Origin of the sequence: Endobacterium cereale (genome assembly GCF_009617585.1) — a bacterium.
GTDB classification, from domain to species: domain Bacteria; phylum Pseudomonadota; class Alphaproteobacteria; order Rhizobiales; family Rhizobiaceae; genus Neorhizobium; species Neorhizobium cereale.
This window is the reverse complement of sequence record NZ_WIXI01000050.1, coordinates 174,068-198,823: the sequence shown is the minus strand read 5'-3', so window position 1 is coordinate 198,823 and position 24,756 is coordinate 174,068. Positions and strand designations below refer to the sequence as shown.

The window sequence follows — 24,756 nt, the reverse complement described above, 5'->3', positions numbered from 1 at the left end:
GACCCGCTCCTCCGGGTCACGGCCTTTAAAAATTCTAGCCTGCCTTTTTCATTGCGGCCTTTTCTACGCGAAGCTCTTCGATGGAACGGACATTGCGGCGTGCGGCACCCTGCCAGTCGCGTGTCTTGACGGTGGAATGCGCGAGCCTTTCCTTGGCGGCAGGCACCGCATCGGCATATTGCGGCAGCCAGCGGGCCTGCGCCACAACCATCTCGTCCACCATCTGCCAGACCTCCTCCGGCGTGGCGACGGCGCCGACCAGCGGATCATGCAGCACGGCGAGTTTCAGAAGGTCGATATCGCCGGTCACGGCAGCATGCACCGACATGCGCTGAACATTGATCGACGCCATGCAGGTGGCAGCGCAGGCTTCCGGAATAGTGATGCCCGAGACCATATTGATGCCGAACCGATCGACAAAACCGGGAGATTCGATGATGGCATCGGCCGGAAGATTGGTGATGACACCGTTGTTCTTCACATTGAAATGGCCGCGGTAAACACGTCCCGTCTCCAGCGCCTCGAGAATATGGCTGGCATGTTCGTTGGAACGTCTGGCCGGATCGATCGGCTTTTTCGCCTGTTCGAGGAACTGCGGGAACTCGGTTTCGAACCAGTTGCGGGTTTCCGTCGAGTGACGCAGGTAACCGCCGGTTTCGCCGTGGATCCAGTCCGACATGTCGATCCAACGGGAAATCTCTTCCGGCCGCTTGCGATACCATGGCAGGTATTCGGACAGATGGCCGTTGCTTTCGGTCGAATAGACGCCAAACCGTTTCAGCACGTCGATGCGCAGTTTTTCCTGTTGCGAGAACACCGGATGCGCTTCGAAGGCGGCAACCAGTTCGTCCTTGCCAATCTTGCGACCGTTGAGCTTGAGTTCGGTGAACCATGTCTGGTGGTTGATGCCCGAGCAGATGTAATCGAGTTCATCGAGCGATTTTGCGCCCAGAACCTCGGCAATCTGTTCTGCGCCATGCTGCACGCCGTGGCAAAGACCGACCGTATCGACCATGCCGTATTCGATCGCAGCCCATGTGTTCATCGCCATCGGGTTTGCATAGTTCAGGAATTTTGCGCCCGGCTCGGCGACCTCGCGGATATCCTTGCAGAAATCGAGAATGACCGGAATGTTGCGCTGGCCATAGAGAATGCCGCCCGCGCATATCGTGTCACCCACGCACTGGTCGATACCGTATTTCAGCGGGATGGCGATATCGTCCGCATAAGCTTCCAGTCCGCCGACACGCACGCAACTGATAATGTAGCGCGCGCCCGTCAGCGCCTGGCGGCGGTCCGTCGTCGCCGTCACTTTGGCAGGAAGTTTGTTGGCGTCGATGATGGTCTGCAGGATCTCGCGGATCATGCCCAGATTGCGTTCGCTGAGATCGGTTAGCGAAAATTCGACGTCCTGGAATTCCGGCACGCAGAGAATATCGGTGAACAGTTTTTTGGTGAAACCGACGCTTCCCGCGCCGATGATAGCGATTTTGAAACCCATGAAGCAAATCCTCGTTGCAACTTCAAAGGCATGGCAAGCGCAAACGCGACGACAATAAAACGCCGTCATGACAGCAAAACGAATACGGATAAGTGACTGTATTCTGCTGAAATCGCTTCCGCAGGCCCTCCCTTCAACTTCTCCTCGGGTTGCGATTATGCGTATTATCAAACGACGGGCCAGAGAAGGATTATGCTATCATGGGTAATTTTGTGCTCAAGAACCTGATCGATGCCGGTCCGGCCACCCGCTCCGTCACCCTGCCGCGCGGACGCCAGACGCTGCACACGATGCCGACCAGCAGCGGTTACGAGGTCCGACGCGATATCGCCTATGACTGGGACGGGCGTCGACGCGGACAGGCTCCCTTCACCGTGCTGCAGCATTGCATCAGCGGGCGCGGCAATCTGCGCTATGAAAACCGGACCATGCAGGTCAAACCCGGCGAGACCCTGCTGGTGCTGGTGCCGCACAATCACCGCTACTGGCTGGAACCGGGCGACGAATGGGAATTTTTCTGGATTTCCATGAACGGCGAAGAGGCGCTGCGCATCCATCGCTCGATCCTGTCGATCACCGGTCCGATCCTGCATCTTCAGCCGCAGACGATCGATCATCTCGCCCATTGCTGCCACCGTCTGACGACCGGCGGCGAAACGCCGGGCCTCGCCTCCGCCATCGCCTATGAGGCGGCGATGACACTCTACGACGACGTGTTTGGCTCGCATCCGAATTTCAGCCAGGAATACCGGACCATGCAGCATGTGCTGATCCACATCGAAAGCCATCTCGACCAGCGGCTTTCGGTCAGCGATCTGGCGGAGGTGGCGGGCCTCAGCCGAGCCCATTTCTCCCGCATTTTTGCCGCCAACGAAGGCCTGCCGCCCGCCGAATTCGTGCTTCAGCGACGCCTGCGCCGGGCGGCAAAACTGCTGACCAAGGCCGCAGACATGCCGATCAAGGAAGTGTCGGCGCTGTGCGGTTTTGATGATGCCAACTATTTCTCAAAAGTGTTCCGCAGGCTCTATGGCACCAATCCCAGCGATTTTCGAACAACCGGCATGTATGCGAGCGTTACGAGCGACCGCAAACGCAGCTGATCAGACGGCCAGAAAACCGCCATCGACGCTGAGGACCGCACCATTGACCATCGCCGTATCCGGTGACAGCAGTGTCGCAATCGTGCGCGCCACATCCTCCACCTCCGCAAAACGCCCGATCGGATGGCGTACCATCATCGGCGCGGATTTCGCCGGATCACTCCAGGCCGCGAGCGCGAGTTCCGTCAGAGTGATGGTCGGAGCCACCGCATTGACGCGAATACCGTGCGGGCCGAACTCCTTGGCCATGACGCGCGTAGCACCTTCGAGACCGGCTTTCGACGCGGCATAACACAGATGCTCGGTAAACCCACGATGACCGGCGATGGAGGTGATGTTGACAATCGCACCGCCGCCGCCAGCCGCCACACGGGCACGGCCAAACTCCTGGCAGGTGATAAGGGCTGCCCGCAGGTTGATGCCCATCACGGCCTCATAACCTGCCTCGGTCATGTCAAAGCTGGATTCCAGCACGTTGATACCGGCGCTGTTGATCAGGAAATCGGCAGTGCCCGCCTCAGCCATCGCCCGGCGTGTCGCCGCCGGATCGGCAAGATCGACGGCGATCGAACGGCCGGCGATCTTTTCGCGAAGGCTGTCGAGATCCGATACCGTGCGGCTGAGTGCGATGACCTCGGCGCCGCGCTCAGCCATGATTTCGGCACAGGCCCGACCGATGCCCCTGCCGGCACCGGTGATGATGACCGATTTCCCTTTGAACTGCATATTACCCTCCCTTATGTGAATGTCGTTACGGCTTATCGGAGAACCGCGGCCAGCAGTGGTTCGATATTCTCCCGCATCTCGCGGGCAAGTTTCTGTGTCTTGAGAAATGCCTGATAACGCGCCTCGTGCAGCGCCCGGACGGCACCGGCTGTGGGCTCATTGCGGCCGGCGACCGACGACATGGCGGGCATCGCCGCCTGCAGGTCGGGATAAATCTTGGCCGCCACGGCCGCCAACATGGCTGAACCAAGCAGTACCGGCTCCGGGCAGGCGGTGACTTCGACCGAAAGACCTGTCGCATCCGCGAGAATCTGTCGGGTGAGTGGATGGGTACCCGCTCCACCCGAAACCGAAATCGTTGCGACGCAAACGCCGCTATCAACCTGCGTGTCAATGATCTGGCGCAGTCCGTAGCCGAGGCCGCACAAGCCGGCAACATAAAGCGCGACGAGACTATCGGGGCCACTTTCAATGCCAAGCCCCATGACCGCCGCCCGCGCCGATGGATCGGCAAATGGCGCGCGATTGCCCAGGAATTCAGGAAGGACCTGCAGCTGGCCCGCCAATCCGACCACGTCAGAAGGCTGACCAACAGTAGCCAAGGCCTGTTTTGCCAGCCATTGCGGCAATCCCAAGCCTTCGGCTTTCGCGATTTTTGCCAATTTTTCCGCCTGAGGATGTAGCGACAGCAATTGGTCGATGGCAGCACCGGCTGCGGATTGCCCGCCTTCGTTCAACCACATGCCGGGAACCATCGCGGAGTAATAAGGTCCCCACACACCGGGTACGAATTTGGGTTCTGCCGTTGTCGTCATCGTACAGGACGAGGTTCCGAAAACATAACCGAGGCTGGTTTTGGCATTTTGCGCACCACCGCGCGCTGCAACCGTGCCTATGCCACCGGCATGAGCATCGATCAGGCCGGCTGCGACAGCGGTGCCGGGCCTTAGTCCCATGGCTGCTGCGGCCTCGGCGTTCAGGCCGTTGCCGAGCGGCGTGCCCGGATGAACGATCCGTTGCCCGATCCGGAGAAAACCCTCCTCCGCCAGATCCTCCAGACCGATTTCCCGAAAATAGCTTTCGTCCCAGCGGTCCTCGTGGGCGAGATAGGTCCATTTGCAGGTAACCGTACAGGACGACCGCTCCAATGCTCCGGTCGATTTCCAGGTAAGGAAGTCCGTCAGGTCAAAGAAATTTTTCGCGCTGGCATAAACCTCCGGCCGATTTTCCTTTAGCCAGAGCAGTTTCGGCGTTTCCATTTCCGGCGAGATGACACCGCCGACATAGGACAGGACCGTATGGCCGGTGGCGTTGATCCGCCTCGCCTGTTCGATCGCCCGGTGATCCATCCAGACGATGATGTCGCGTTCCGGATGAGCCGGATCACCGATACCGGCCGAGGCTCCCTCGACCACCAGCGAGCAGGTCGCATCGAAACCAAGACCGACAACAGATGCAGCATCGATTTCCGCCTTTGCAACGGCATCGCGAACGGAAGCACAGACAGCATCCCATATCTCGGCGCTCGATTGCTCAACATGACCAAGATCGTCGCGAAAAACGGTAATGTCGTGTCTGGCCGTTGCCAACATCGTGCCGGCCACATCGAAAACACCCGCACGAGCAGAACCCGTGCCGACATCGATGCCGATAAAATAGGTGTTCATTCCATCCTCCTTGCGGCTGCAACCGCCGCGCCCGACCATCCGGCCCGGGCGCGACGGGAAGTCGGAAAATCTCAGACGCGGTCGAAATTGGTCGGCAGGACCAGCATGTCGCGGATCGTCACGTTGCGATTGCGGGTGAGTATGTATTCCACCGCATCGGCCACTTCCGCCGGCTCGATGATGCTGCCGCTTTCCTTGGCCTTGCGCAGGTTCTCTTCCGGCCAATCGGCCAGCAGTGCGGACAAGACCGGGCCGGGAGACACCTGCGATACACGCACGCCATGCGGGATCATCTGGCGGCGCATTGTTTGCACGAAGCAGGTGATCGCCCATTTCGAACCCGCATAAACCGGCTCCCAATGGGTGGGATAATGGCCGGCGATCGAGCTGGTGACGACGATGTCACCGGTCTTGCGCTCACTCATATGCGGCACGACAGCATGCACGTTCTTCATCACGGCATTGATGTTGAGGTTGAGCATGCGGTCGATTTCTTCGGCGGTCGTTTCCGTCAGGTCGCCGCCGATATAGGTACCGGCATTGCAATAGAGGATGTCGATATGATCGACCTTCTTGAGAATTTCCGGGATCATCGCGGCGCAGCTATCGGCATCGAGCAGATTGGTGACCTGCGGGATGGCCTTGCTGCCGAGCTTGGCGACAAGGTCGTTGAGCGCCTTTTCGTTCCAGTCGACCATCACCACCGTGCAGCCGTTTTCCAGAAGCTTTTCAGTGGTGGCGAGACCGATGCCGGACGCGGCGCCGGTGATGACGGCAATCTTGCCTTCGAGGGATTGAGCCATGGTGTTTCTCCTGTGTTTTGAAAATGGATTGATGGTTTTGGGTCAGCGCCATTCGCGGGCGATGTAGATCGCAAGCAGGATGATGAAGCCGCGAATAATGTCCTGAAGGTATGGGTTGATACCCATCAGGTTGAGGCCGTTGTTGAGAATGCCGAGCAGCACCGCGCCGATCAACGTGCCGAGGATAAGACCACGGCCGCCGGCGATCGCCGTGCCGCCGAGAACGACAGCGGCAATGGCATCGAGTTCGAAACCGACACCGGCATTGGGCTGGCCGGACATCAGACGGCCGGTGAGGATGATCGCGGCAAGCCCGGCCGTCAGGCCGGAAATGACGTAAACGGCGATCTTGATGCGCCCGGTTTTCACGCCCGAAAGTTTTGCTGCCGTTTCATTGCCGCCGATCGCATAGACATGGCGGCCGAAGGCGGTGCGTTCCAGCAGAACCCAGGCGAGTGCATAGACAATCACCATGGCGATGACGGGTACCGGAATGATGCCGATGCGACCAACGCCGAACCAGGAAATCCACGAGGGCAGGCCCGAGATCGGATAACCTCCGGAATAGATCAGGCCGGCGCCACGGGCGATGCCCATGGTGGCGAGCGTGACGATGATCGCCGGCATGCGGCCATAGGCGACCAGTAGACCGTTGAACAGGCCGAGCCCGACGGCGATGCCGATGCCGCCCATCAGGCCCGCCCAACCAGGTAGGCCGAAATGCACCATCAGGCCGGCTGCCATCGTACCCGCCAGCGCCATCAAGGCTCCGACGGAAAGGTCGATGCCACCGGTGAGGATGACGAAGGTCATGCCGACGGCGAGGATGGCGACAATCGACACCTGCCTTAGAACATTGAGGAGGTTCGAGACGGAAAAGAAATTATCCGAAGCAAAGCCCATCAGCACCGAAACAACGATCAGGCCAGCCAGCGGCAGTGCCAGTGGTGAGTGGATGAGCGATTTCCAGAACGGCGGATCGGCTGTTTCCGCCGCGCCGCCGGTGATCGCGTTCGCATCATGCGACATGGTGTGTCCTCCCGGTTGTTGCATGGGTCATGATCTGTTCGGAGGTGATCGCGTCGCCTTCGACGGTCGCCACGATGCCTCCCGAGCGGAAGACGCAGACCCTGTCGGACATACCGATTACTTCCGGCAGTTCCGACGAAATCATGATGATGGAATAACCCTTGGTCGTGAAATCGCGCATGAGCTGGTAGATCTCGGCCTTGGCGCCGACATCGATGCCGCGCGTCGGCTCGTCGAAGATCAGCACCTTCATGCTGTGATTGATCCAGCGCGCGATAACGACCTTCTGCTGATTGCCACCCGACAGAGTATCGACGCGGGCATGCGGGCTTGGCGCTTTGACCCGCACCTGCTGCATGGCCTTTCGGGTATCATCCAGTTCGCGAGCGCGATTGATGAAGAAGTGACCCAGCAGATATTTGCCATAGTTGTTGAGCGAAATATTCTGCAGGATCGGGAAACTCGTGATCAGCCCCTGTTCCTTTCGGCTTTCCGGCAGAAGGCCGATGCCCGCTTGCAGAGCTTCAGATGGATCAGCGAAACGGATTTCAACGCCGTTCATCCGCAGCTTGCAACGCACCGCGGAATAGGCCCCGAGCATAGCGAGAACGGTTTCCGTACGGCCTGAGCCGACAAGACCTGCAAACCCGAGAATTTCGCCTTCGCGCAGTGCAAAACTCGATACTGGGCCACCCTTGGCGAGTTGCACTTCCTCGACCTCGATAACTTTGCTGGCGTCAGCGGCAATGACCGGCTTCGGTGGGAAGCTGTTTTCGATCCGTCGGCCGACCATCATCTCGACGAGCTTTGCTTGGTCAACATCGCTGACGGCGCAGGAAGCCACATATTCGCCATCGCGCAGAATGGTGATGCGGTCGCAGATCTCAAATATTTCTTCGAGGTGATGCGAGATAAAGATGATCGCAACGCCCTGCGAACGCAGGCTCCGCATGACATGAAAGAGATGTTCAACTTCGGCCGGCGTCAGTGTCGCTGTCGGCTCGTCGAGCACGAGGATGCGGGCCTCCAGCGCCAAAGCCTTGGCGATTTCCACGAACTGCTGCTCCGCAACCGAAAGATTGCGGATCGGCACATTGAGCGGGATAGAAATTCCCAGTTGCTTCATGATCTCGGTCGCGCGCTTGCGCATGGCCGACCGTTTCATGAACCCCAGCCCGTTGTTGAGTTCGCGTGCCAAAAACATGTTTTCGACGGCATTCAGGTAAGGAACAAGCGAAAATTCCTGGAAAACAACGCCGACACCAGCATCGATCGCCTCGTTGTAATCGCTGAAATGGCGAATTTCACCATCGATGAGGACTTCGCCTTCGCTTGGCTTGATCAGCCCGCACAGGATCTTCATCAGCGTCGATTTTCCGGCGCCGTTTTCGCCCAGCAGAGCGTGGACCTCGCCCGGTTGCACGGTCAGATCGACCCCATGCAGGACCTCGATCCGCCCGAAACTTTTCTTGATGGCACGCAGTTCCAGCATCGGTTCCTCCCACGTTCTATTTGGAAAAGTCGCCCCCGCCAAAAATGGCGAGGGCGGCGCTCGGGAGGCGCTTACCAGCTGAATTCGGCAGCGTTTTCCTTGGTGACCGGGCGAACGTCGATCGGCACTTCCTTCGGCACGACGCGTGCGCCCCATTTCTGGGCAAGCGCCATGGCAAGGCCGACGCGCACCTGATCGCGCGGGAACTGGGCTGTCGTCTGGATGAACGGCGTACCGTCGGCGATCGCCTTCACCGCTTCCGGCGCACCATCGACCGAGGTCAGCTTCACATCACGACCGGAGCCCTGAATGGCGGCAAGCGCGCCCATGGCACCACCGTCATTGACGGAGAAGATGCCCTTGAGGTTCGGACGCGACTGCAGCATGTTTTCGACCACGCCAAGCGCGACCGAGCGATCCTGACGACCGTTCTGGGTGTCGACCAGCTTGATGCCCTTGAACTCGGCGAGTGCTTCCTTGCAACCTTCTACGCGCTGCAGGATCGGAACGACCGGAATGCCGTCGAGGATGGCGACTTCGCCCTCGCCGCCCAGGGCTTCACCGAGCGCCTTGCACGACTGGTAACCGGCATCCTTGTTCTTGGAGCCGACAAACGTATCGACCGGGCCGTTGGCATTGGCATCGACGGCGACAACGATGACATCCTGCGCCTTGGCGGCATTGACGGCAGCCTCGACACCGGCGGAATCCGTGGGGTTCAAAAGCAGGATATCGATATTCTGCTGCAGCATGTCCTCGACGTCGGAAATCTGCTTGGCCACGTCATGGCCGGCATCGGTGACGACGACTTCCGCACCCAGCGACTTTGCCGCCTCGTCCAGAGCTTCCTTCATCGAGACAAAATAGGGGTTGTTCATTTCCTGAAAGGTCATGCCGATCTTCAGTTTGGCATCCTGCGCCAGGGCCGAGCTTGCGGTCAGCGTGGCGATGGCGATCGACAATGCGGTCAATGTCTTTTTCATCCGATATTCCTCCCTTTGGACGACGGCAGGCAACACCTGTCCGTTTCCGGAAAGCACCTCGCTTTCCGAATTGTTGATCCCCGATGAGGGGCATTCAGTTGTCTGGCCTATTCGGCGGCTTTGAAGGCTCCATTGGCCGCAAAAGTCGCGCGGAATTGCGAAGGCGACATTCCCTTGAGTTTCTGGAAATGTCGGTTGAAATTCGAAAGGTTGGAGAAGCCGATCTCGTAGCAGATCTCGGCAACTCTCACATCGGGACGGGTCAGCAGCGCCAGGCAGGCGAGATCGACACGTAACTGATTTCGGTAGCGTACCAGTGTCGTGCCGGTATGCCGCTTGAACGCCCGCGAAAACGAGCTCGGGCTGTGGCCGACCATGTCCGCCAGATCACGCTCATCGACCTCGTCGGTCAGGTGTTCGCGTAAGTGGGCGATGGCGCGGTTGATGCCGCTTTCATTGATGTTCGAGAGGTCCAGCTCGTAGCTTAGGCTGGCGAGCACTTCCGGTTCCGGTGCGGTCGCCAGAACGTCGAGGATTTCCCAAAACAGCGCCAGCCGCCGAATGCCGCGGGTCTCGATCAACTGCTCGATCAGCGGCCGCACCCGGTCACTGGTGGCATTGTCGAACAGCAGGCCGCGATGGCTGCGCTCGAGAAGCGGCACAATCGCTTCCATCTCCACCATGCCGGCAATGCTGTCATCGATGAATTTTTGCGGAAACTGGATGACCAGCGAACGCGCCGGCACGATTTCATCCGGCGCGATTTCGGAAATCCAGTTCTGCGGCAGGTTTGGCCCGGTCATGATCAGCTGACCCGGCCCGAAGCGGCCAATGTGGTCGCCGATATAAAAGCGGCCCGAGGTCGCGACGACGAGATGGATTTCGAATTCGGGATGATAGTGCCAGCGAACCGTGCGGAACGGATAGCCATGCGTCCAGGCTGCGAAAGACTCGCCCTTGCGGATATGGACCAGTTCCAGATCGGGTTGCACAGCATCTCCTCCCAAAGAGCCTACGGATCTTCATCGAAATCTGCAAACCTCCGACTTTGCAGATTTGATCTTTGTCAGGATCATAAGCGTTGTCTTGCAAGCTTTTCTACATCACAGCAAAAATTACATTGATACTTTTTTGACAAAAATCGCGCCGTGGCTGCAACAGTATTTCGATTCCTAACAGATAAAGCAGCGGCAAAATTCAGAGTGGAACCAATGCCGCTTCAACAGGGATGGGGCGGCATCGTTAGCTGACGGCCCCACAGAAACAGCCGGTGCCGGAACCGGATAATGTCCCCCTTGGTCGGCGTGAGAAAATCGATGTTCAGAGACCCGTGCTTAACAATCGAGGGGACGACGGCAGCCCCGACCGGCAACGATTATGGACTTTATCGCGCCATTGCTGCGGTGGTCGCCGCCATCTGGCAGGATGCTGTCAAGATTTGGCGAGATCCGTCTCGCCGCGCTCTGGAATGCTGCGCTGGCTCCCATTTCTGGAGCATGCCAGACCGGCGGCAACAGACGCCCGCTCCATCGCCGATTTGAGAGGTTGCCCACGATCAAGCGCTGAGCTTAGAACCCCAACAAAGCAGTCACCGGCGGCCGTCGTATCCTTCACCTCCACGGACATGGCGGGAATGCGGACATATTCGCCGAAAGCGCAGGCTTCGGCGCCATTGCCACCCAGTGTGCGCAAAACGCCGGTATCAAGATGCGCAGACAACGCCTGGGCCGATGAACCGCAGCCGAGCCAGCGGGCCAGCGCTTCCGCCTCATCCTCGTTGACCACGATCAGATCACACAGTGACAAAACCTGCTGCGGAAGAGGATAGGCCGGCGCAAGGTTGAGGATCGAGATCGCCTTGGCCGCAAGTGTACGTCGGATCAGTTTTTCCGCTTCCACCACATCGTTTTCCATCTGCATCAGCACGATATTCGCCCGCTGCAGCAGCGTCTCTTCCACCGCATCAGATGACGCAGAAAGATTGGCGCCGGCCGCCACCACGATCATGTTGCGGCCTTCGGCGTCGATATGGATCGACGCATTACCGGTCGGTTCCGCGACACGCGCGACACGGCTGATATCCGTCACTGTCGACAGGTTCTGCAAGCCAACATCGGCCAGACCATCCTTGCCGACAGCACCGACCATCACCACCTCGGCGCCATCGCGCGCTGCCGCCAGCGCCTGATTGGCACCCTTGCCACCGGATTCGGTGCGAAAACGCTTGGCAAGCAGGGTTTGGCCCGCCTGCGGCATTTCCTCGACCTCATAGACGAAATCGACATTGATGGAGCCGAAGGTGATGATCATGGCATTTCCCCTTACGCGACCTGAACGAAGTGGCCTTCGCCGGCTTCTTCGTAAGTGCGCTTCGGCGGCACATAATCGGCGGCACGGAACGGGCTTTTGATCTCGTCATTGGAGATGCGGCGCGTCTGCCGGCGTGACGGATCGGCAATCGGAACCGCCGCCATCAGGCGCTTGGTATAATCGTGCTGCGGGTTTTCGAACACCGCCTGGCGCGGACCGATCTCGACGATTTCACCGAGATACATCACGGCGACACGGTGACTGATGCGTTCGACCACAGCCATGTCATGGCTGATGAACAGGTAACCGAGGCCGAATTTTTCCTGCAGGTCGAGCATCAGGTTGATGACCTGTGCCTTCACCGACACGTCGAGCGCCGAGACGCTCTCGTCGGCGATCAGCAGCTTTGGCTCGAGTGCAAGCGCACGAGCGATACAGACACGCTGACGCTGGCCGCCGGAGAACTCGTGTGGGAAACGATCCGCCATCGAGGCCGACAGGCCGACGCGCTCCAAAAGTTCGCCGACACGCTGACGGGCATCCGATGCCTTGACCAGACCGTGGGTGATGATCGGTTCGGCAATCGCCTGACCAACGCGGATGCGCGGGTTGAGGCTTTCGAACGGATCCTGAAAGATCATCTGCGCTTCGCGGCGGATATCCGTCAGTTCCGATTTTCCAGCCTTGATGACGTTTTTGCCGTCGATCTGCACTTCACCGGACACCGGATCGGTGAGGCGAATGATCGAGCGACCAGTTGTCGACTTGCCGCAGCCGCTTTCGCCGACCAGAGACAGGGTTTCGCCCTGACGCAGTTCCAGCGACACGCCTTCGACGGCATGGATGCGGCCGATCGTCTTGCGCAGAAAACCCTGTTTGACCGGGAAGCGGGTGACGAGATTATCGACCTTGAGGATCGGCGGTGCGTCACGCTTGACGGTATCCTCGGTCGGCTTGGGCGGCTGGATGTCTCCCGTTGCCATATCGACATGCGGGAAACGCAACGGACGATCTTTTCCGGTCATCGAGCCAAGCTGCGGCACGGCCGACAGAAGCGCGCGCGTATAAGGATGTTTGGCACCGGCGAAGAGATCGTGCGTGGTGCCGGTCTCGACCTGCTCGCCGCGATACATAACGACGGTGCGGTCGGAGATTTCCGCGACCACGCCCATGTCATGGGTGATGAAGAGGACCGACATGCCCTCCTCTTCCTGCAGCGTCTTGATCAGTTCGAGGATTTGCGCCTGGATGGTGACGTCGAGCGCCGTGGTCGGCTCATCGGCGATCAGCAGCTTTGGATCGCAGGCGAGCGCAATGGCGATGACCACACGCTGGCGCATGCCGCCCGAAAAATTCATCGGGTATTCGTTGAGGCGCGATTTGGCCGACGGAATACGGACCTTTTCGAGAAGCCGCACGGCTTCCGCCTGGGCTTGGGCCTCCGACATGCCGCGATGCTGACGCAGAACCTCGGTGATCTGCTCACCGATCTTCAGGACCGGATTGAGCGAGGTCATCGGCTCCTGAAAGATCATGCCGATGCGATTGCCGCGGATTTTCTGCATGGCGTCGAGCGGAATGGACAGAAGGTCCTTGCCCTCGAACTCGATCTTTCCCGTCACCCGCGAATTGCCGGGCGACAGAAGCCGCATGATCGACATGGCGGTGACGCTTTTGCCCGAACCGCTCTCACCGACGACGGCGACAGTTTCCTTAGGCGCGATATCGAAGCTGACGCCGTTGACGACATTGCGCCATTCGCTGCCGACGCGGAACGCGGTGTTGAGGTTGGAGATGGAGAGAATTGGTTTTGTCATGATCTTAGCCCTCACGACGCGGATTGAGGATGTCGCGCAGGGCATCGCCGATCAGATTGATCGCGACGATGAGCAACAGGAGGGCAATGCCCGGAAAAAAGCTGATCCAGTAATCGCCGGAAAGCAGATATTCGAAGCCGTTCGAGATCAAGAGACCAAGCGACGGCTCGGTGACCGGCAGGCCGATACCGAGGAAGGACAGCGTTGCTTCCAGCATGATCGCATAGGCGACACGCATGGTGGCGACGACGATCAGCGGCGGCAGGCAGTTCGGCAGGATATGGCGGAACAGGATGCTGCGATCCGGCAGCGCCATCGAGCGGGCGGCATCGACATAGGCGCGCTTGCGCTCGACCAGCGCCGAGCCGCGGATGGTGCGGCCGTAGTATGCCCATTGCGTCACGACCAGCGCGAGAATGATCTTGTCGACGCCCTGACCGAGGATGGCGAGAAAGATCAGCGCGATCAGGATGGCGGGGAAGCTGAGCTGGATATCGACGATGCGCATCAGGATCGAATCCGTGCGGCCACCGACATAGGCGCTGGTGAGACCGATCGAGGCACCGATGACGAGCGCGATGGCCGCACTCGACAGACCGACGAGGATACTGGTGCGCAGGCCGTAAAGAATGGCGCTGAACAGGTCGCGCCCTTGCGTGTCGGTGCCGAGCAGATAGGTTATGCCCGACATGCTTTCCGAACCCGGCGCCATGCGGCCGTCGAGGATATCGAGCTGTGCCAGATCATAGGGGTTTTGCGGCGCGATCAGTGGAGCGAACACGGCGGCAAGAATAAAGATCGTCACCAGCACGATGCCGAGCAGCGCCAGCTTGTCATGCAGCAGGGCGTAGATGACTTCGGCAGCAGGCGAACGCGCGGCGGACTTCGCGCCGCTATTGGCGGCCGCATGGACCGAGGTGGTCGAGGATGAATTGTTGTCGGTCATCACGAGTTCCCCTCAAGACGGACGCGGGGATCGACGATCGAATAGAGGATGTCGACCAGCAGGTTGATGACGCTGAACATCACCACCGTGATCATCAGGTAGGCGAGAATGACGGGGCGATCGAGAACGCCGATGGCGTCGATGATCAGCTTGCCCATGCCCGGCCATGCAAAAATGGTTTCGGTGACGACGGCAAAGGCGATCAGCGAACCAAGTTCGAGGCCGATGACGGTGATCAGCGGGATCAGCGTGTTTTTGAGCACATGCACGGTGACGATGCGGCGTTCCGGCAGACCCTTGGCACGGGCGAAACGGACGAAATCGAGCTGCATGGTTTCCATCACGCCGGCGCGGGTGAGACGAATGACCAGCGAGATCTTGAACAGCGCCAGATTGAAGGCCGGCAGCAGCAGATGCGACAGGCCATCCAGCGTGAACATGGAGAGCGGCACGCCGAGCACGTTGACGGTGTCGCCACGGCCCGATGACGGCAGCCAGCCGAGATAGACGCTGAAATACATGATCATCACGAGGCCGATCCAGAAGGTCGGCAGGCTGAAGCCGAGGATCGAGAAGGTCATGATCGACTTAGAAACAAAGCCCTTCGGCTTCAGGCCGGCATAAACGCCGAGCGGAATGCCGATGACCAGCGCCATCGCAAGCGCGACGAAGGCCAGTTCCAGCGTTGCCGGCATGCGGTTCAGGATCAGCGTCAAAGCCGGCTGATTGAACACGAAGGAATTGCCGAGATCGCCGGAAAGCGCATTGGTCAGAAAGATCCAGTACTGTTCCCATACCGACTTATCGAGGCCAAAAGACTGGATGACCTGTATACGCTCGGCGGGCGTGGCGGTCGGGCTCAACAGCACGTCCACCGGGTTGCCGACGAGAAAGAGGCCGGCAAAGACCAGAACCGACATGACGAGAAGGGTGAGCACGGTCTGTAGCGACCGGCTTAAGAGATATCCGCTCATGCGTGTGAGCCTCCCAGAGTTTTACCGCCAAGCGCCTGACCGCCATGGCGGGCGATGCGCTCGATCAGCAACGCGATGAACCCGGTCTCGTCGACATCGGTGACGACGGTGGCGTTGGCCGGCCGGTCCATCTTCTTGTAGAAATCGGCATAGGTATAACCCATCGTCAGGCCGGTGACCTGCACGCCGACAAAAGCCTCGCGGCTGGTGAACAGTTCGGGGCAGATGAGCCATGCGATCGTCGTCGCATCATGGATCGGCCCGCCCGGACGACCAAAGCGCTTTTCATCGCTGCGGTCGAAGGTCGAAAACAGGTTGTAGAGCGCCGCACCCGCCTCGCCGCCGGCGCGGAATTTTTCGAAATGTTCGGCGGTAAACAGCGCCTGAAACGTCATGTCGAGCGGCATCAGCACGATCGGCACACCGGACTGGAAAACGATCTCGGCCGCATGCGGATCGGCATAGATGTTGAATTCCGCCCAGGGCGTGCGATGGCCAAGCGCCGTAAATGCACCGCCCATGGAAACGATCTGGCGGATTCCGCGTGCGACATCCGGATGCTGGATCAGCGCCAGCGCCACATTCGTCATCGGCCCGATGGCGCAGATGGTGATCTGTTCACCCTCGGCTGCGGCAGCCCGCGCCGAACGGATGATGAACTGCACCGCGTTTTCGTCCGACGGCACGATATCACCGGCCTTGACCAGTTTGTCGTCAAACGAGCCGATACGGGCATATTTGCCATAAACCTGCTCGCGCACCAGCGGCCCGCTGGCACCGGCATGAACCGGCACATCGCGACGACCACTCAGGCCCACCAGCTTGCAGGCATTGGCAACGGTATGCTCGAGCGACACATTACCGGCGACGATCGACAGGCCGAGCACCTCGATTTCCGGCGAGGCAAGCGCCATCAGGATGGCGGCGGCATCGTCCACACCCGGATCCGCATCGATGATGACCTTGTGAATGTTCATGCGACGGCCTTTTCGGTCGCGTAACGCGACAGGCGCTCTAGGAAGAAAGCGATCACGCCATCCGCATCGACCTTGGTGACGATATCGGCATTCGGCTCCAGCCCGCTCTTTCCATACCAGTCGGCAATCGTCTGGCCCATGCAGAGTTCGCTTTCATATTCCACGAACACGCGGGCCTTCTGCGTTTCAAACAGATGCGGCGCAAGAATATAGGCCATGACCAGCGGATCATGCAGCGGGCCACCGCGTGAGCCGTAACGGCGCACGTCGTTGCGGTCCCAGAAGGCCATGAGTTCGGCAAGCGTTTGCGAAATCCGGCCGCTGACGCGCGAAAATTCGGCGACATGTTCCGGCTTCAGCATGACCTGATGGGTGGCGTCGAGCGCCAGCGCCACGATCGGAATGCCACTGGAGAAGACCACGTGGGCGGCATGTGGATCGGCCAGAACGTTGAATTCGGACGTCATCGTGCGGTTGCCCGGCTCGCGATAGGCGCCGCCCATCATGACGATACGCTCGATACCGTCCGCCAGCTGCGGCTTCATGCGCAGCGCCACGGCGACATTGGTGAGCGGGCCAAGGCAGCAGAGCGTGATGCGCTCCCCGGTCTCGGCAGCCTTGCCGAGCGCCTCGACGAGGAAATCGACGGCGGTGATTTCTTCCGCCTTTTTCACCGGCTCCGGCAGCGTTGTGTTGCCAAGCCCGGTCTTGCCATGGAACTGGCCGTGGATCGGCTCGCGCAGCATCGGCCGGAAACAGCCGGCATAAACCGGGATATCGGTGCGATTTCCGAGTTCGCAGACCTGCAGCGCGTTGCGCACCGTGCGCTCCAGCGGCTGGTTGCCGCAAACCGGCGTGATGCCAAGGATGTTCAGTTCCGGCGAAACGAATGCGGTCAGGAGCGCAATCGTGTCATCGATACCGGGATCACAATCGACGATGATCGAAATCGGCTTCATAAAATAACGCCTTCAATGTCTGGGATATAAGAAAGCTTCAGAGCGCGCCGACATCACGCAACACGCCGGCAATTTCCGCCCGCGCCGCATCAGACAGCGGCATTTGCGGATGCATGGGGCTACCGACGGCAAAACCCTGCAGGTCGAGCGCCGTCTTGATGCAGGCGGCGATCGAATACTTTGCGAAAATCTCGTTGACCTTCCACATCGGTCGCTGCAATTCCATCGCACGCGCCCAGTCGGCGGCCTTGGCCGCCTCGTAAAGCGCGATGCTCTGCTTGGGCACGATGCAGGCCGGTCCCGCCATCCAGCCGACGCCGCCGATCATCATCACACACACTGGAATATGCGCGGAGGCGGCAAACACCTCCATGCGGCCACGGGTGCGCTCGATGATGGAGAGGAGACGGCCGGTATTGGTCGACGCGTCCTTGATGTACCGGATGTTGTCGATATGGCTCAGCCGCTCGATCACCGGCAGCGACAGGTCCGAACGCTGGAACTGCGGATTGGTGTAGAGCACCACCGGCCGGCCCTTGGCTGCCTTGGCAATCGCCGTGAAATAGGCTTCCACACCCTCGTCGCTTATCGGAAAATAAGCTTCGAGAATGGCCAGAATGCCGTCCGCTCCCGCTTCGACCATGTATTCCGTCTGGGCGACGGCATCGGCGGTCGAGGTCGACGCCACGCCGGCGACAACGGGAACCCGGCCACGATTGGCCGAAATCACCGTGTCGACGACGCGACGTCTCTGGTCCTGGGAGAGATAGGCAAATTCACCGGTGCTGCCGAGCGGCGCCAGACCATGCACGCCCGCATCGATCAGATGATCCACCAGGTCCGTCAGCACGCCTTGCATCACCTGGCCGGACGGATCGATCGGCGAGACGAGATAGGGAAATACACCGCTGAAGGACATGGCGGATCGCTCCTGTTTATCCGGGTATCAGTTCGGCTTCACGTAGTAGGGAAGCGTGTAACCATCCGAGCGACCGGCATAATCGATGTCGCTCTTCACCGCCCATGTGTTGGCCAGATAGAAGACCGGGATGACGCCGAGGTCGCCCATGGCGATTTCCGTTGCCTTCTTCAGCAGTTCCTCGCGCTTGGCATCGTCCAGCGTCGAACGGGCGTCGTTCAGCGCCTTGTCGAATTCCGGGTTGGAATAACGACCGCGATTGCCCTGACCGGCCTTTTCGCCGTAGCTCTCGAGGATCGGCCCGAGAACACCCGACGCTTCGCCGGTCTCGACGGCTGCACCGCCCATGATGAATGAGAATTCGAGGTTGGAAGCGCGGGTGAAATAGACGCTGCCCGGCAGGGTGGCGACTTCGGTCTTGATGCCGACGCGGCTGAAGAACTGGCCGATCGCCTGCGCAACCTTGCTGTCGTTCGGATAACGGTCGTTGGAAGCATGAAAGGTCAGCGCAAAACCATCCGGATAACCGGCCTTGTCCAGCAGTTCCTTCGCCTTGTTCGGATCGTAGGCATCCACCTTGATGGCCGGGTCATAACCGAAATAGCCTTCCGGCACGACCTGACCAGCCGGCACGCCCTGGCCGTCCATGATGCGATCGACCAGCGCTTCGCGGTTGATCGACAGCGACAGGGCGCGGCGAACATCGGCACTCAGCAGCGGGTTCTTGCCATCGGCACCCTTGGCGAATGGCGACTGTTCGCGGTTCTGGTCCATATGCAGATACATGATACGGTTGCCGGCAATGTTGACGACCTTCATCTGATCGGAAGCTTCCAGACGGCGCGTATCCGCGGTCGGGATGTTCTCGATCATGTCGACATCGCCCGAAAGCATGGCGGCAACACGGGCGCTCGGGTTCTTGAAGACGCGGAACGTCACCTTGTCCCATTCAGCCTTTTCGCCCCAATAGGCATCGTTCCGGGCAACGACGACGTTGTCATCCGGCGACCAGGACACGAATTTGAACGGGCCGGTGCCGATGACACCCTTGCCGGTGTTCATTTCACCGGTCGTGACCTTTTCCATCTCGGCCGGCAGCATGGCGATGCGGCTGAGGTTGTTGAGGAGAAGCGGCGTCGGGCCCGACGTCTTGATGCGTACCGTCAGCGGATCGACGGCGGTGACTTCGGTGATCGCCTTGACGTAAGCAGCAAACGAGCTCGGGCTGTTGGTCGATGCGAGCGGAATGCGCTTGATGCTGGCAACCACATCTTCAGCGGTAAAATCGCTGCCGTCGTGGAATTTCACGCCTTCGCGCAGCTTGAATTCCCAGGTCGTGTCATCAACGATCGTCCAGGAGACAGCCAGAGCCGGCTGGATCTGCTGCTTGTCGTCCTGATTGACGAGGCCATCGAAAATGTTGCGCGCCATCGCGCTGTTCGGGCCAACGACATAGAATTGCGGGTCCATGGACGTCGTCGAAGCGGACAGACCAACAGTCAGGTCCCGAGCCTGGCTTGCGAGCGGCATGGCGAAAACAGACGCTGCCAATGCGGCTGCGAACACAGAAAACTTCATGATTGGGACTCCTCCGGGTTGTCCATGGCCGCACTCTCCCTGCGGGTTGAAAACAATTAACGTTTTACCTGACAGAAGAAAAATTGCATTTTGTACTCAAGTCATGCCGAAATGTTATGAGAGGAGTGACGGATGAGATTGAAGCCGAGACAGGTCGAGGCTTTTCGGGCGGTTATGATGGCGGGCGGCATCACGGCTGCTGCCGACGCGATGAACGTCACGCAGCCAGCGGTCAGCCGCCTTATCCGCGACCTTGAAGACATCGTGCAGATGACACTGTTCGAGCGGGTCGGCGCCCGATTGGTGCCGACGGCGGAGGCGACGCAGTTCTATCGCGAGGTGGAGCGGCTCTATCTCGGTCTCGACCAGATCGCGCAGGCTGCGGACGATATCCGCCTGCACAAGAATACGGTTCTTCGGATTGGCAGCGTCACCTCTCTCGTCCGGCCATATCTTCACAAGGCGATCATTGACGTGATCGGCCAACGGCTGGACATTCCACTTGTCATCGATGTCGAAAACAGCCGTTACATCTGGGACATGGTGGATCAGAATCGCTATGATCTCGGTCTTGTTTTCGGCTCGCCCCGGATGGCCGACAAGAATGCCGTGCTTCTGCACAGCTCGAATGCCGTTGCAGCCATGACGTCGGATCACCGTCTTGCCTCCCGTCAGGTCGTCACCCCAGCCGACCTGCTCGATGAACGCGTGCTCATTCCCGGGAGAAACTCCCCTTTGAGGCTCGCGCTCGATCGCGCTTTCTCTATCGAGGAGCATCAACCGGTGAGCACAATGGAAACTTCCATGTTGAACTGCTGTTATTTCGCGGCGGCCGGCATGGGCGTCGGCCTCGTAGACCAGACCAGCCTGCGCTCCGCCGGCGCCGAGGTTGTGGCGATACCGTTCGAGCCGGCAATCGAAGTCTCCTATTACGCGATACGCCCTGTCGGGGCCCGGAAGATTGCCATTCTTGACGAATTGGTTGAGCGCATGCGCGTCATGATGACACTTTGATGCGCAAGCAATCCTGGCGGAACTGACGCGGCTTGACTATTTCCGGCAAGCGCTGAAACGGCCCGAAACCTGGCCACGTAGCCTCGCGTTCAGGCCAGAGGCATTACTGGCATTTTCAACAGGCGAGCCCCAACAACATTCATGCCGTGCAGGAAAGCCTTGATTGCAAAGGCGCCGTTCGGCCGAGCTGTGGCAACGCTGAACGCGCCAAGCATCATTTTCCTCGAGACAATGAGCGTGATGATATTGGCCCTACATGCATGCATCCATGGAGAGCGCACTGCTCGTTGCAATATCGCAATACGCGAAAGAAAGTTGGGCATGATTCAATAAAAGAGTTTGCCATATCGAATTTCAACTGATCACTAATACTACCCAGGATTGACTGCACCAACAAAGCACTCAATAAAAAAGGGGCAGGCCTGCCCCTTGTGCCTCTTTGAACCGAGGATCACGAAATGCGCCTTAATGCACTGACATCCCTGCGATTTTTTGCTGCTTTCGCCGTGTTCGTGAACCACTTTAACTTTTGGAATACGTCGCAAAGCCCGACGATCGAGCTCATATCGCCCGTCATACGCACCGGGCTTGTCGGCGTTACGTTCTTTTTCATTCTTTCTGGATTCATAATCAGCTACAGCGCGGACCGACAGATATCCTCAGGACAATACAGTCCATATACATTCATGAGAAATAGAATAGGACGATTATTTCCGGTTCACATCCTTACATTGGGAGTAGCAACATATTTATATTGCTACCACCTTTCATTTCAAACATTTTCAATCAGTAGATTTACAGCAAACATTTCATTGATGCACAGCTGGGTACCAGATGCGTCATATTATTTCGGGTACAACGGCGTATCCTGGAGCATATCAAACGAAATATTCTTCTACACCATGTTCATATTCATCATACACATCAGCACAAGGTATGTTGCGATTACATGGCTTATGCTGATCGGGCTCATATACTTCCATGCCACCAAAATACCGCCACAAAGCCAGGACGCCGAAATATGGCAATTCTACATAAATCCTGCATACAGATTCGTGGATTTTCTAACGGGAATTATAATATACAAATTATACAAGCGAACAGACATAAAATTAACATACAGAATCGCGACTATGCTTGAGATATCAGCGATAATTATCGTCGCGTCATTAACATTTATTGGCCTTCAATTTCGCATCAACAAGATACTTCTATGGGACCTGTACTACATCATTCCTATGAGCATAGCTGTTTTCGTATTCGCCATAGGAAGAGGAAAAATCTCCAGAATGCTGTTACATCCTCGCCTGGTTTTGCTGGGCGAAGCGTCTTTTAGCCTATACATGTCACATCAATTATTGATATTTTTCGCGGACAGCACGTTCTCCAGATACATTGATAAAGACAACGCATTATCACTGTTATTTTTCGCAATACCGGTAGTTTTATTCGGAATATATTTGTCTGTTCTCATTTTTAAATTTTACGAGAGACCTATAAACAACTTCATTCGGACCGGGAGAATAGAAGACTTCCTACGCCAGTCAGCGGGAAAATTGACCGTACCGTTAAAGTCGCTCACGCAGCAGATCAGTATCCCTACAACCGATACAGCGTATGCCTACAAAATTGCCGAGACCTCGGAAAAAGACATCGACGGTGAGTTCCGCTCTGAAAAATCGTCTTTCGGCAGAAATTCACGCTTACCGATCGGGGTGCAAGAAACATAATACGCGTTAATCGCATGTATTTGAGACAATCATACACCTCCGCTTTTTTTACGATCAATATCCCGCGCAGGTGCAAAGTATAGCCACAGGCCTCGCGAAATTCGTCACATCACTGTCATCAAAAGGAAATAGCCACAGCTGACGAAATCGTGAGCACTTTTCCATGGACATCCTTTCCGGACCTGACATCGCGGCTGTAGCGGCGGAGAGGATAGAGCTCGCCTATGGTGCGACGCGAATTTTGAAGGGCATTGATTTTACGCTTCCAAAGGGCGAGACGCTCGCATTGCTCGGGCCGTCAGGCTGCGGCAAGACTACACTGTTGAGGCTGGTTGCCGGTCTTTTAACGCCGACGGCCGGCTCCATCAGCATCGCCGGGACAACCGTTGCCGATGCAGGGAGGGGGCTCTACACTCCGCCCGAGAAGCGCGGCCTTGGAATGGTATTCCAGGATTATGCGTTATGGCCCCATATGACAGTCGGCTCAAATGTCGCGTTCCCGCTGGAAATGCGCGGTGTTTCAAGAGCGGATAGAGAACGCCGTGTTCGCGCGGCCCTTTCCCGCGTTGGTCTTGATGGTTTTGCTGAGAGAAGTCCTGCCGACATGTCCGGCGGACAGCAGCAGCGCGTGGCGATTGCCCGTGCAATCGTAGCCGAACCACAAATCGTGCTTTTCGACGAGCCGCTTTCCAACCTGGATCGTGAACTGCGCGAAAGCATGGTCAACGAAATCGGCAATCTCGTTTCCACTCTTGGTTTGACCGCACTTTACGTTACTCATGATCAAAGCGAAGCCTTTTCGCTCGCCCACAAGGTGGCGGTCATGCGCGGCGGGTTGATCGAGCAGATGGCGACACCTGAGGAGGTCATCCTCAAGCCCGCAAGCGCCGAAGTGGCAGACTTCCTGCGTCTCGGCAGCGTCACACCCGTGGAACGCCACGAGGACGGCTATCGTATACCGGGCACGTCAATCCGGTTTTCAAGCGAAAACGCTAACCGGGAGACTGCCCGACAAGTCCTGATACCTGCGCGTTCTCTGCGCGTAACAGCAGCAGGCGCCGGCAATTTCGATGCAGACGTCATGACCACCCGCTTCCGTGGCGATGGCCATCTGACCACCGTCAGAATTGCATCGTCAGTAGGAATTCCCGACCTGACATTTCTGAGTTCCGTTCGACTGACGCCCGGTCAAAGGGCGGGAATCACTGTCGATGCCGGCCAGCTTTGCTGGTTCAACTGAGTTTAAGCAACCCTCTGGAGAGAGATATGACCAAGTCGTTCCTCGGTGCCGGCCTTGCCGTCATCGCAAGCATGTTCGCAGCCGGCACCGCCCATGCCGACATCACCGTTTATTCTGCCGGCCCGGGCAGCCTGATCGAAAAGATGGCGGCGGGCTACACTGCCAAGACCGGTCACAAGGTCGAGGTGTTTCAGGCCACCACCGGCAAGATCATGGCCCGCATCGAAGCGGAAGCGGCCAATCCGGTCGTCGACGTATTGATCTCTGCGTCCTGGGATACGGCGACCGACTTTGCAGGCCGCGGCTGGCTGGTCTCCTATACTAGCCCGAATGCCGAAAAGGTACCGGCTGCGCTGAAGACGGAAACCGCCGTTGCACAGGGTGTCTCGGCACTCGGCATCGTCTGGAACCCGAATAGTGGCACGCCGAAACCCGCAGAGTGGGAAGATCTGGCCAAGCCGGAATACAAGGACCTCGTGAACCTGCCCGATCCGGCCCAGTCCGGTGCCAGCTTCGAACTGGTGGCCGCACTTCAGGCAGCAAAGGGCTGGGATCTGTTCAAGGGCTTGCATGCCAACGGCGCTGCCGTTGCGGGCGCCAATGCAGAAGCGCTGAACCCGGTCCTGCAGGGTGCCAAGGCTGCGGTTTTCGGCGCTGTCGACTACATTTCGCTGTCCGGCAAGGCCAAGGGCGAAAGCGTCGAGGTCATCTTCCCCGCCTCCGGCACCGTTGTTGCGCCACGTCCGGCGATGATCCTCAAGTGGTCCAAGCAGCAGGACGAAGCCAAGCAGTTCATCGACTACATGCTGTCGGATGAAGGCCAGAAGCTGGTTGCCGATACCTATCTGATGCCGGCCCGTTCAGACGTCAAGGCCAACCGCCCGCTGATGAGCGACCTCAAGGTCATGACCATCGACAGCGCCTCCGTCTATTCGAAGCGCAAGGAAACGCTGGCTGAATTCAACGGCATCTTCAAGGCTGGCCAATAGTC

General features: G+C 58.5%; 21 protein-coding genes. 5 read left to right on the top strand and 16 right to left on the bottom strand.

Annotated features, from left to right (window positions below):
* Nucleotides 1-34: 34 nt before the first annotated feature.
* The gene (melA, locus tag GAO09_RS24450; protein ID WP_153358679.1) at nucleotides 35-1,501 is read right to left on the bottom strand and encodes an alpha-glucosidase/alpha-galactosidase; all 1,467 of its coding nucleotides are present in this window, start codon (nucleotides 1,499-1,501) and stop codon (nucleotides 35-37) included.
* A gap of 200 nt (nucleotides 1,502-1,701) precedes the next feature.
* Between melA and GAO09_RS24445 the strand changes: the two genes are divergently transcribed.
* The gene (locus tag GAO09_RS24445) at nucleotides 1,702-2,601 is read left to right on the top strand and encodes an AraC family transcriptional regulator (RefSeq protein WP_153358677.1); all 900 of its coding nucleotides are present in this window, start codon (nucleotides 1,702-1,704) and stop codon (nucleotides 2,599-2,601) included.
* Here the strand turns inward: GAO09_RS24445 and GAO09_RS24440 are convergent, their stop codons facing one another.
* From GAO09_RS24440 to GAO09_RS24370, 15 genes are all read right to left on the bottom strand, one after another.
* Nucleotides 2,602-3,327, bottom strand: a complete 726-nt coding sequence (locus GAO09_RS24440) for an SDR family oxidoreductase (protein WP_153358675.1) — start codon at nucleotides 3,325-3,327, stop codon at nucleotides 2,602-2,604. It abuts the gene before it with no gap.
* A gap of 32 nt (nucleotides 3,328-3,359) precedes the next feature.
* The gene (locus GAO09_RS24435) at nucleotides 3,360-4,994 is read right to left on the bottom strand and encodes an FGGY-family carbohydrate kinase (RefSeq protein ID WP_153358673.1); all 1,635 of its coding nucleotides are present in this window, start codon (nucleotides 4,992-4,994) and stop codon (nucleotides 3,360-3,362) included.
* Between the two features lie 71 nt (nucleotides 4,995-5,065).
* The gene (locus GAO09_RS24430; RefSeq protein WP_153358671.1) at nucleotides 5,066-5,797 is read right to left on the bottom strand and encodes an SDR family oxidoreductase; all 732 of its coding nucleotides are present in this window, start codon (nucleotides 5,795-5,797) and stop codon (nucleotides 5,066-5,068) included.
* Nucleotides 5,798-5,839: 42 nt separating this feature from the next.
* Nucleotides 5,840-6,826 carry an ABC transporter permease gene (locus GAO09_RS24425; protein WP_153358669.1) on the bottom strand — a complete coding sequence of 329 codons (987 nt, stop codon included), beginning with the start codon at nucleotides 6,824-6,826 and terminating at the stop codon, nucleotides 5,840-5,842.
* Nucleotides 6,816-8,318, bottom strand: coding sequence for a sugar ABC transporter ATP-binding protein (locus GAO09_RS24420; RefSeq protein ID WP_153358667.1), 1,503 nt, complete (start codon nucleotides 8,316-8,318; stop codon nucleotides 6,816-6,818). The genes GAO09_RS24425 and GAO09_RS24420 overlap by 11 nt, the downstream gene beginning before the upstream one ends.
* Nucleotides 8,319-8,389: 71 nt before the next feature.
* Nucleotides 8,390-9,301 (bottom strand): ABC transporter substrate-binding protein, encoded by a 912-nt coding sequence (locus GAO09_RS24415; protein ID WP_153358665.1) that lies wholly within the window; start codon nucleotides 9,299-9,301, stop codon nucleotides 8,390-8,392.
* A gap of 107 nt (nucleotides 9,302-9,408) precedes the next feature.
* Nucleotides 9,409-10,293 (bottom strand): AraC family transcriptional regulator, encoded by an 885-nt coding sequence (locus GAO09_RS24410; RefSeq protein ID WP_338015097.1) that lies wholly within the window; start codon nucleotides 10,291-10,293, stop codon nucleotides 9,409-9,411.
* Nucleotides 10,294-10,732: 439 nt separating this feature from the next.
* A complete protein-coding gene (locus GAO09_RS24405) occupies nucleotides 10,733-11,611 on the bottom strand; it encodes a ribokinase (protein WP_153358661.1) in 879 nt (292 codons plus the stop codon).
* An 11-nt stretch (nucleotides 11,612-11,622) separates the two neighbouring features.
* Nucleotides 11,623-13,428, bottom strand: a complete 1,806-nt coding sequence (locus tag GAO09_RS24400; RefSeq protein WP_153358660.1) for an ABC transporter ATP-binding protein — start codon at nucleotides 13,426-13,428, stop codon at nucleotides 11,623-11,625.
* Nucleotides 13,429-13,432: 4 nt separating this feature from the next.
* Complete coding sequence (locus tag GAO09_RS24395) at nucleotides 13,433-14,374, bottom strand: ABC transporter permease (protein WP_153358658.1); 942 nt, start codon at nucleotides 14,372-14,374, stop codon at nucleotides 13,433-13,435.
* Nucleotides 14,374-15,348: an ABC transporter permease gene (locus GAO09_RS24390; RefSeq protein ID WP_153358656.1), complete on the bottom strand. Its 975-nt coding sequence runs from the start codon at nucleotides 15,346-15,348 to the stop codon at nucleotides 14,374-14,376. The genes GAO09_RS24395 and GAO09_RS24390 overlap by 1 nt, the downstream gene beginning before the upstream one ends.
* Nucleotides 15,345-16,325 (bottom strand): nucleoside hydrolase, encoded by a 981-nt coding sequence (locus GAO09_RS24385; RefSeq protein WP_153358653.1) that lies wholly within the window; start codon nucleotides 16,323-16,325, stop codon nucleotides 15,345-15,347. The genes GAO09_RS24390 and GAO09_RS24385 overlap by 4 nt, the downstream gene beginning before the upstream one ends.
* Nucleotides 16,322-17,284, bottom strand: a complete 963-nt coding sequence (locus tag GAO09_RS24380) for a nucleoside hydrolase (RefSeq protein ID WP_153358652.1) — start codon at nucleotides 17,282-17,284, stop codon at nucleotides 16,322-16,324. The genes GAO09_RS24385 and GAO09_RS24380 overlap by 4 nt, the downstream gene beginning before the upstream one ends.
* 37 nt (nucleotides 17,285-17,321) lie before the next feature.
* A complete protein-coding gene (locus tag GAO09_RS24375) occupies nucleotides 17,322-18,203 on the bottom strand; it encodes a dihydrodipicolinate synthase family protein (RefSeq protein WP_153358650.1) in 882 nt (293 codons plus the stop codon).
* 27 nt (nucleotides 18,204-18,230) lie between these two features.
* Nucleotides 18,231-19,781: an ABC transporter substrate-binding protein gene (locus GAO09_RS24370; RefSeq protein WP_153358648.1), complete on the bottom strand. Its 1,551-nt coding sequence runs from the start codon at nucleotides 19,779-19,781 to the stop codon at nucleotides 18,231-18,233.
* Nucleotides 19,782-19,913: 132 nt separating this feature from the next.
* Here GAO09_RS24370 and GAO09_RS24365 point away from each other — a divergent pair, with 132 nt between their 5' ends.
* The 4 genes from GAO09_RS24365 to GAO09_RS24350 all read left to right on the top strand — a co-directional run bounded on the left by GAO09_RS24365 (nucleotide 19,914) and on the right by GAO09_RS24350 (nucleotide 24,754).
* The gene (locus GAO09_RS24365) at nucleotides 19,914-20,795 is read left to right on the top strand and encodes a LysR substrate-binding domain-containing protein (protein ID WP_153358646.1); all 882 of its coding nucleotides are present in this window, start codon (nucleotides 19,914-19,916) and stop codon (nucleotides 20,793-20,795) included.
* Nucleotides 20,796-21,253: 458 nt separating this feature from the next.
* Nucleotides 21,254-22,525 (top strand): acyltransferase family protein, encoded by a 1,272-nt coding sequence (locus GAO09_RS24360; protein WP_153358644.1) that lies wholly within the window; start codon nucleotides 21,254-21,256, stop codon nucleotides 22,523-22,525.
* A gap of 163 nt (nucleotides 22,526-22,688) precedes the next feature.
* On the top strand, nucleotides 22,689-23,765 hold the full coding sequence (locus GAO09_RS24355; protein WP_153358642.1) for an ABC transporter ATP-binding protein: 1,077 nt from the start codon (nucleotides 22,689-22,691) through the stop codon (nucleotides 23,763-23,765).
* A gap of 26 nt (nucleotides 23,766-23,791) precedes the next feature.
* The gene (locus GAO09_RS24350) at nucleotides 23,792-24,754 is read left to right on the top strand and encodes an ABC transporter substrate-binding protein (protein ID WP_153358640.1); all 963 of its coding nucleotides are present in this window, start codon (nucleotides 23,792-23,794) and stop codon (nucleotides 24,752-24,754) included.
* The last annotated feature ends 2 nt before the right edge of the window (nucleotides 24,755-24,756 follow it).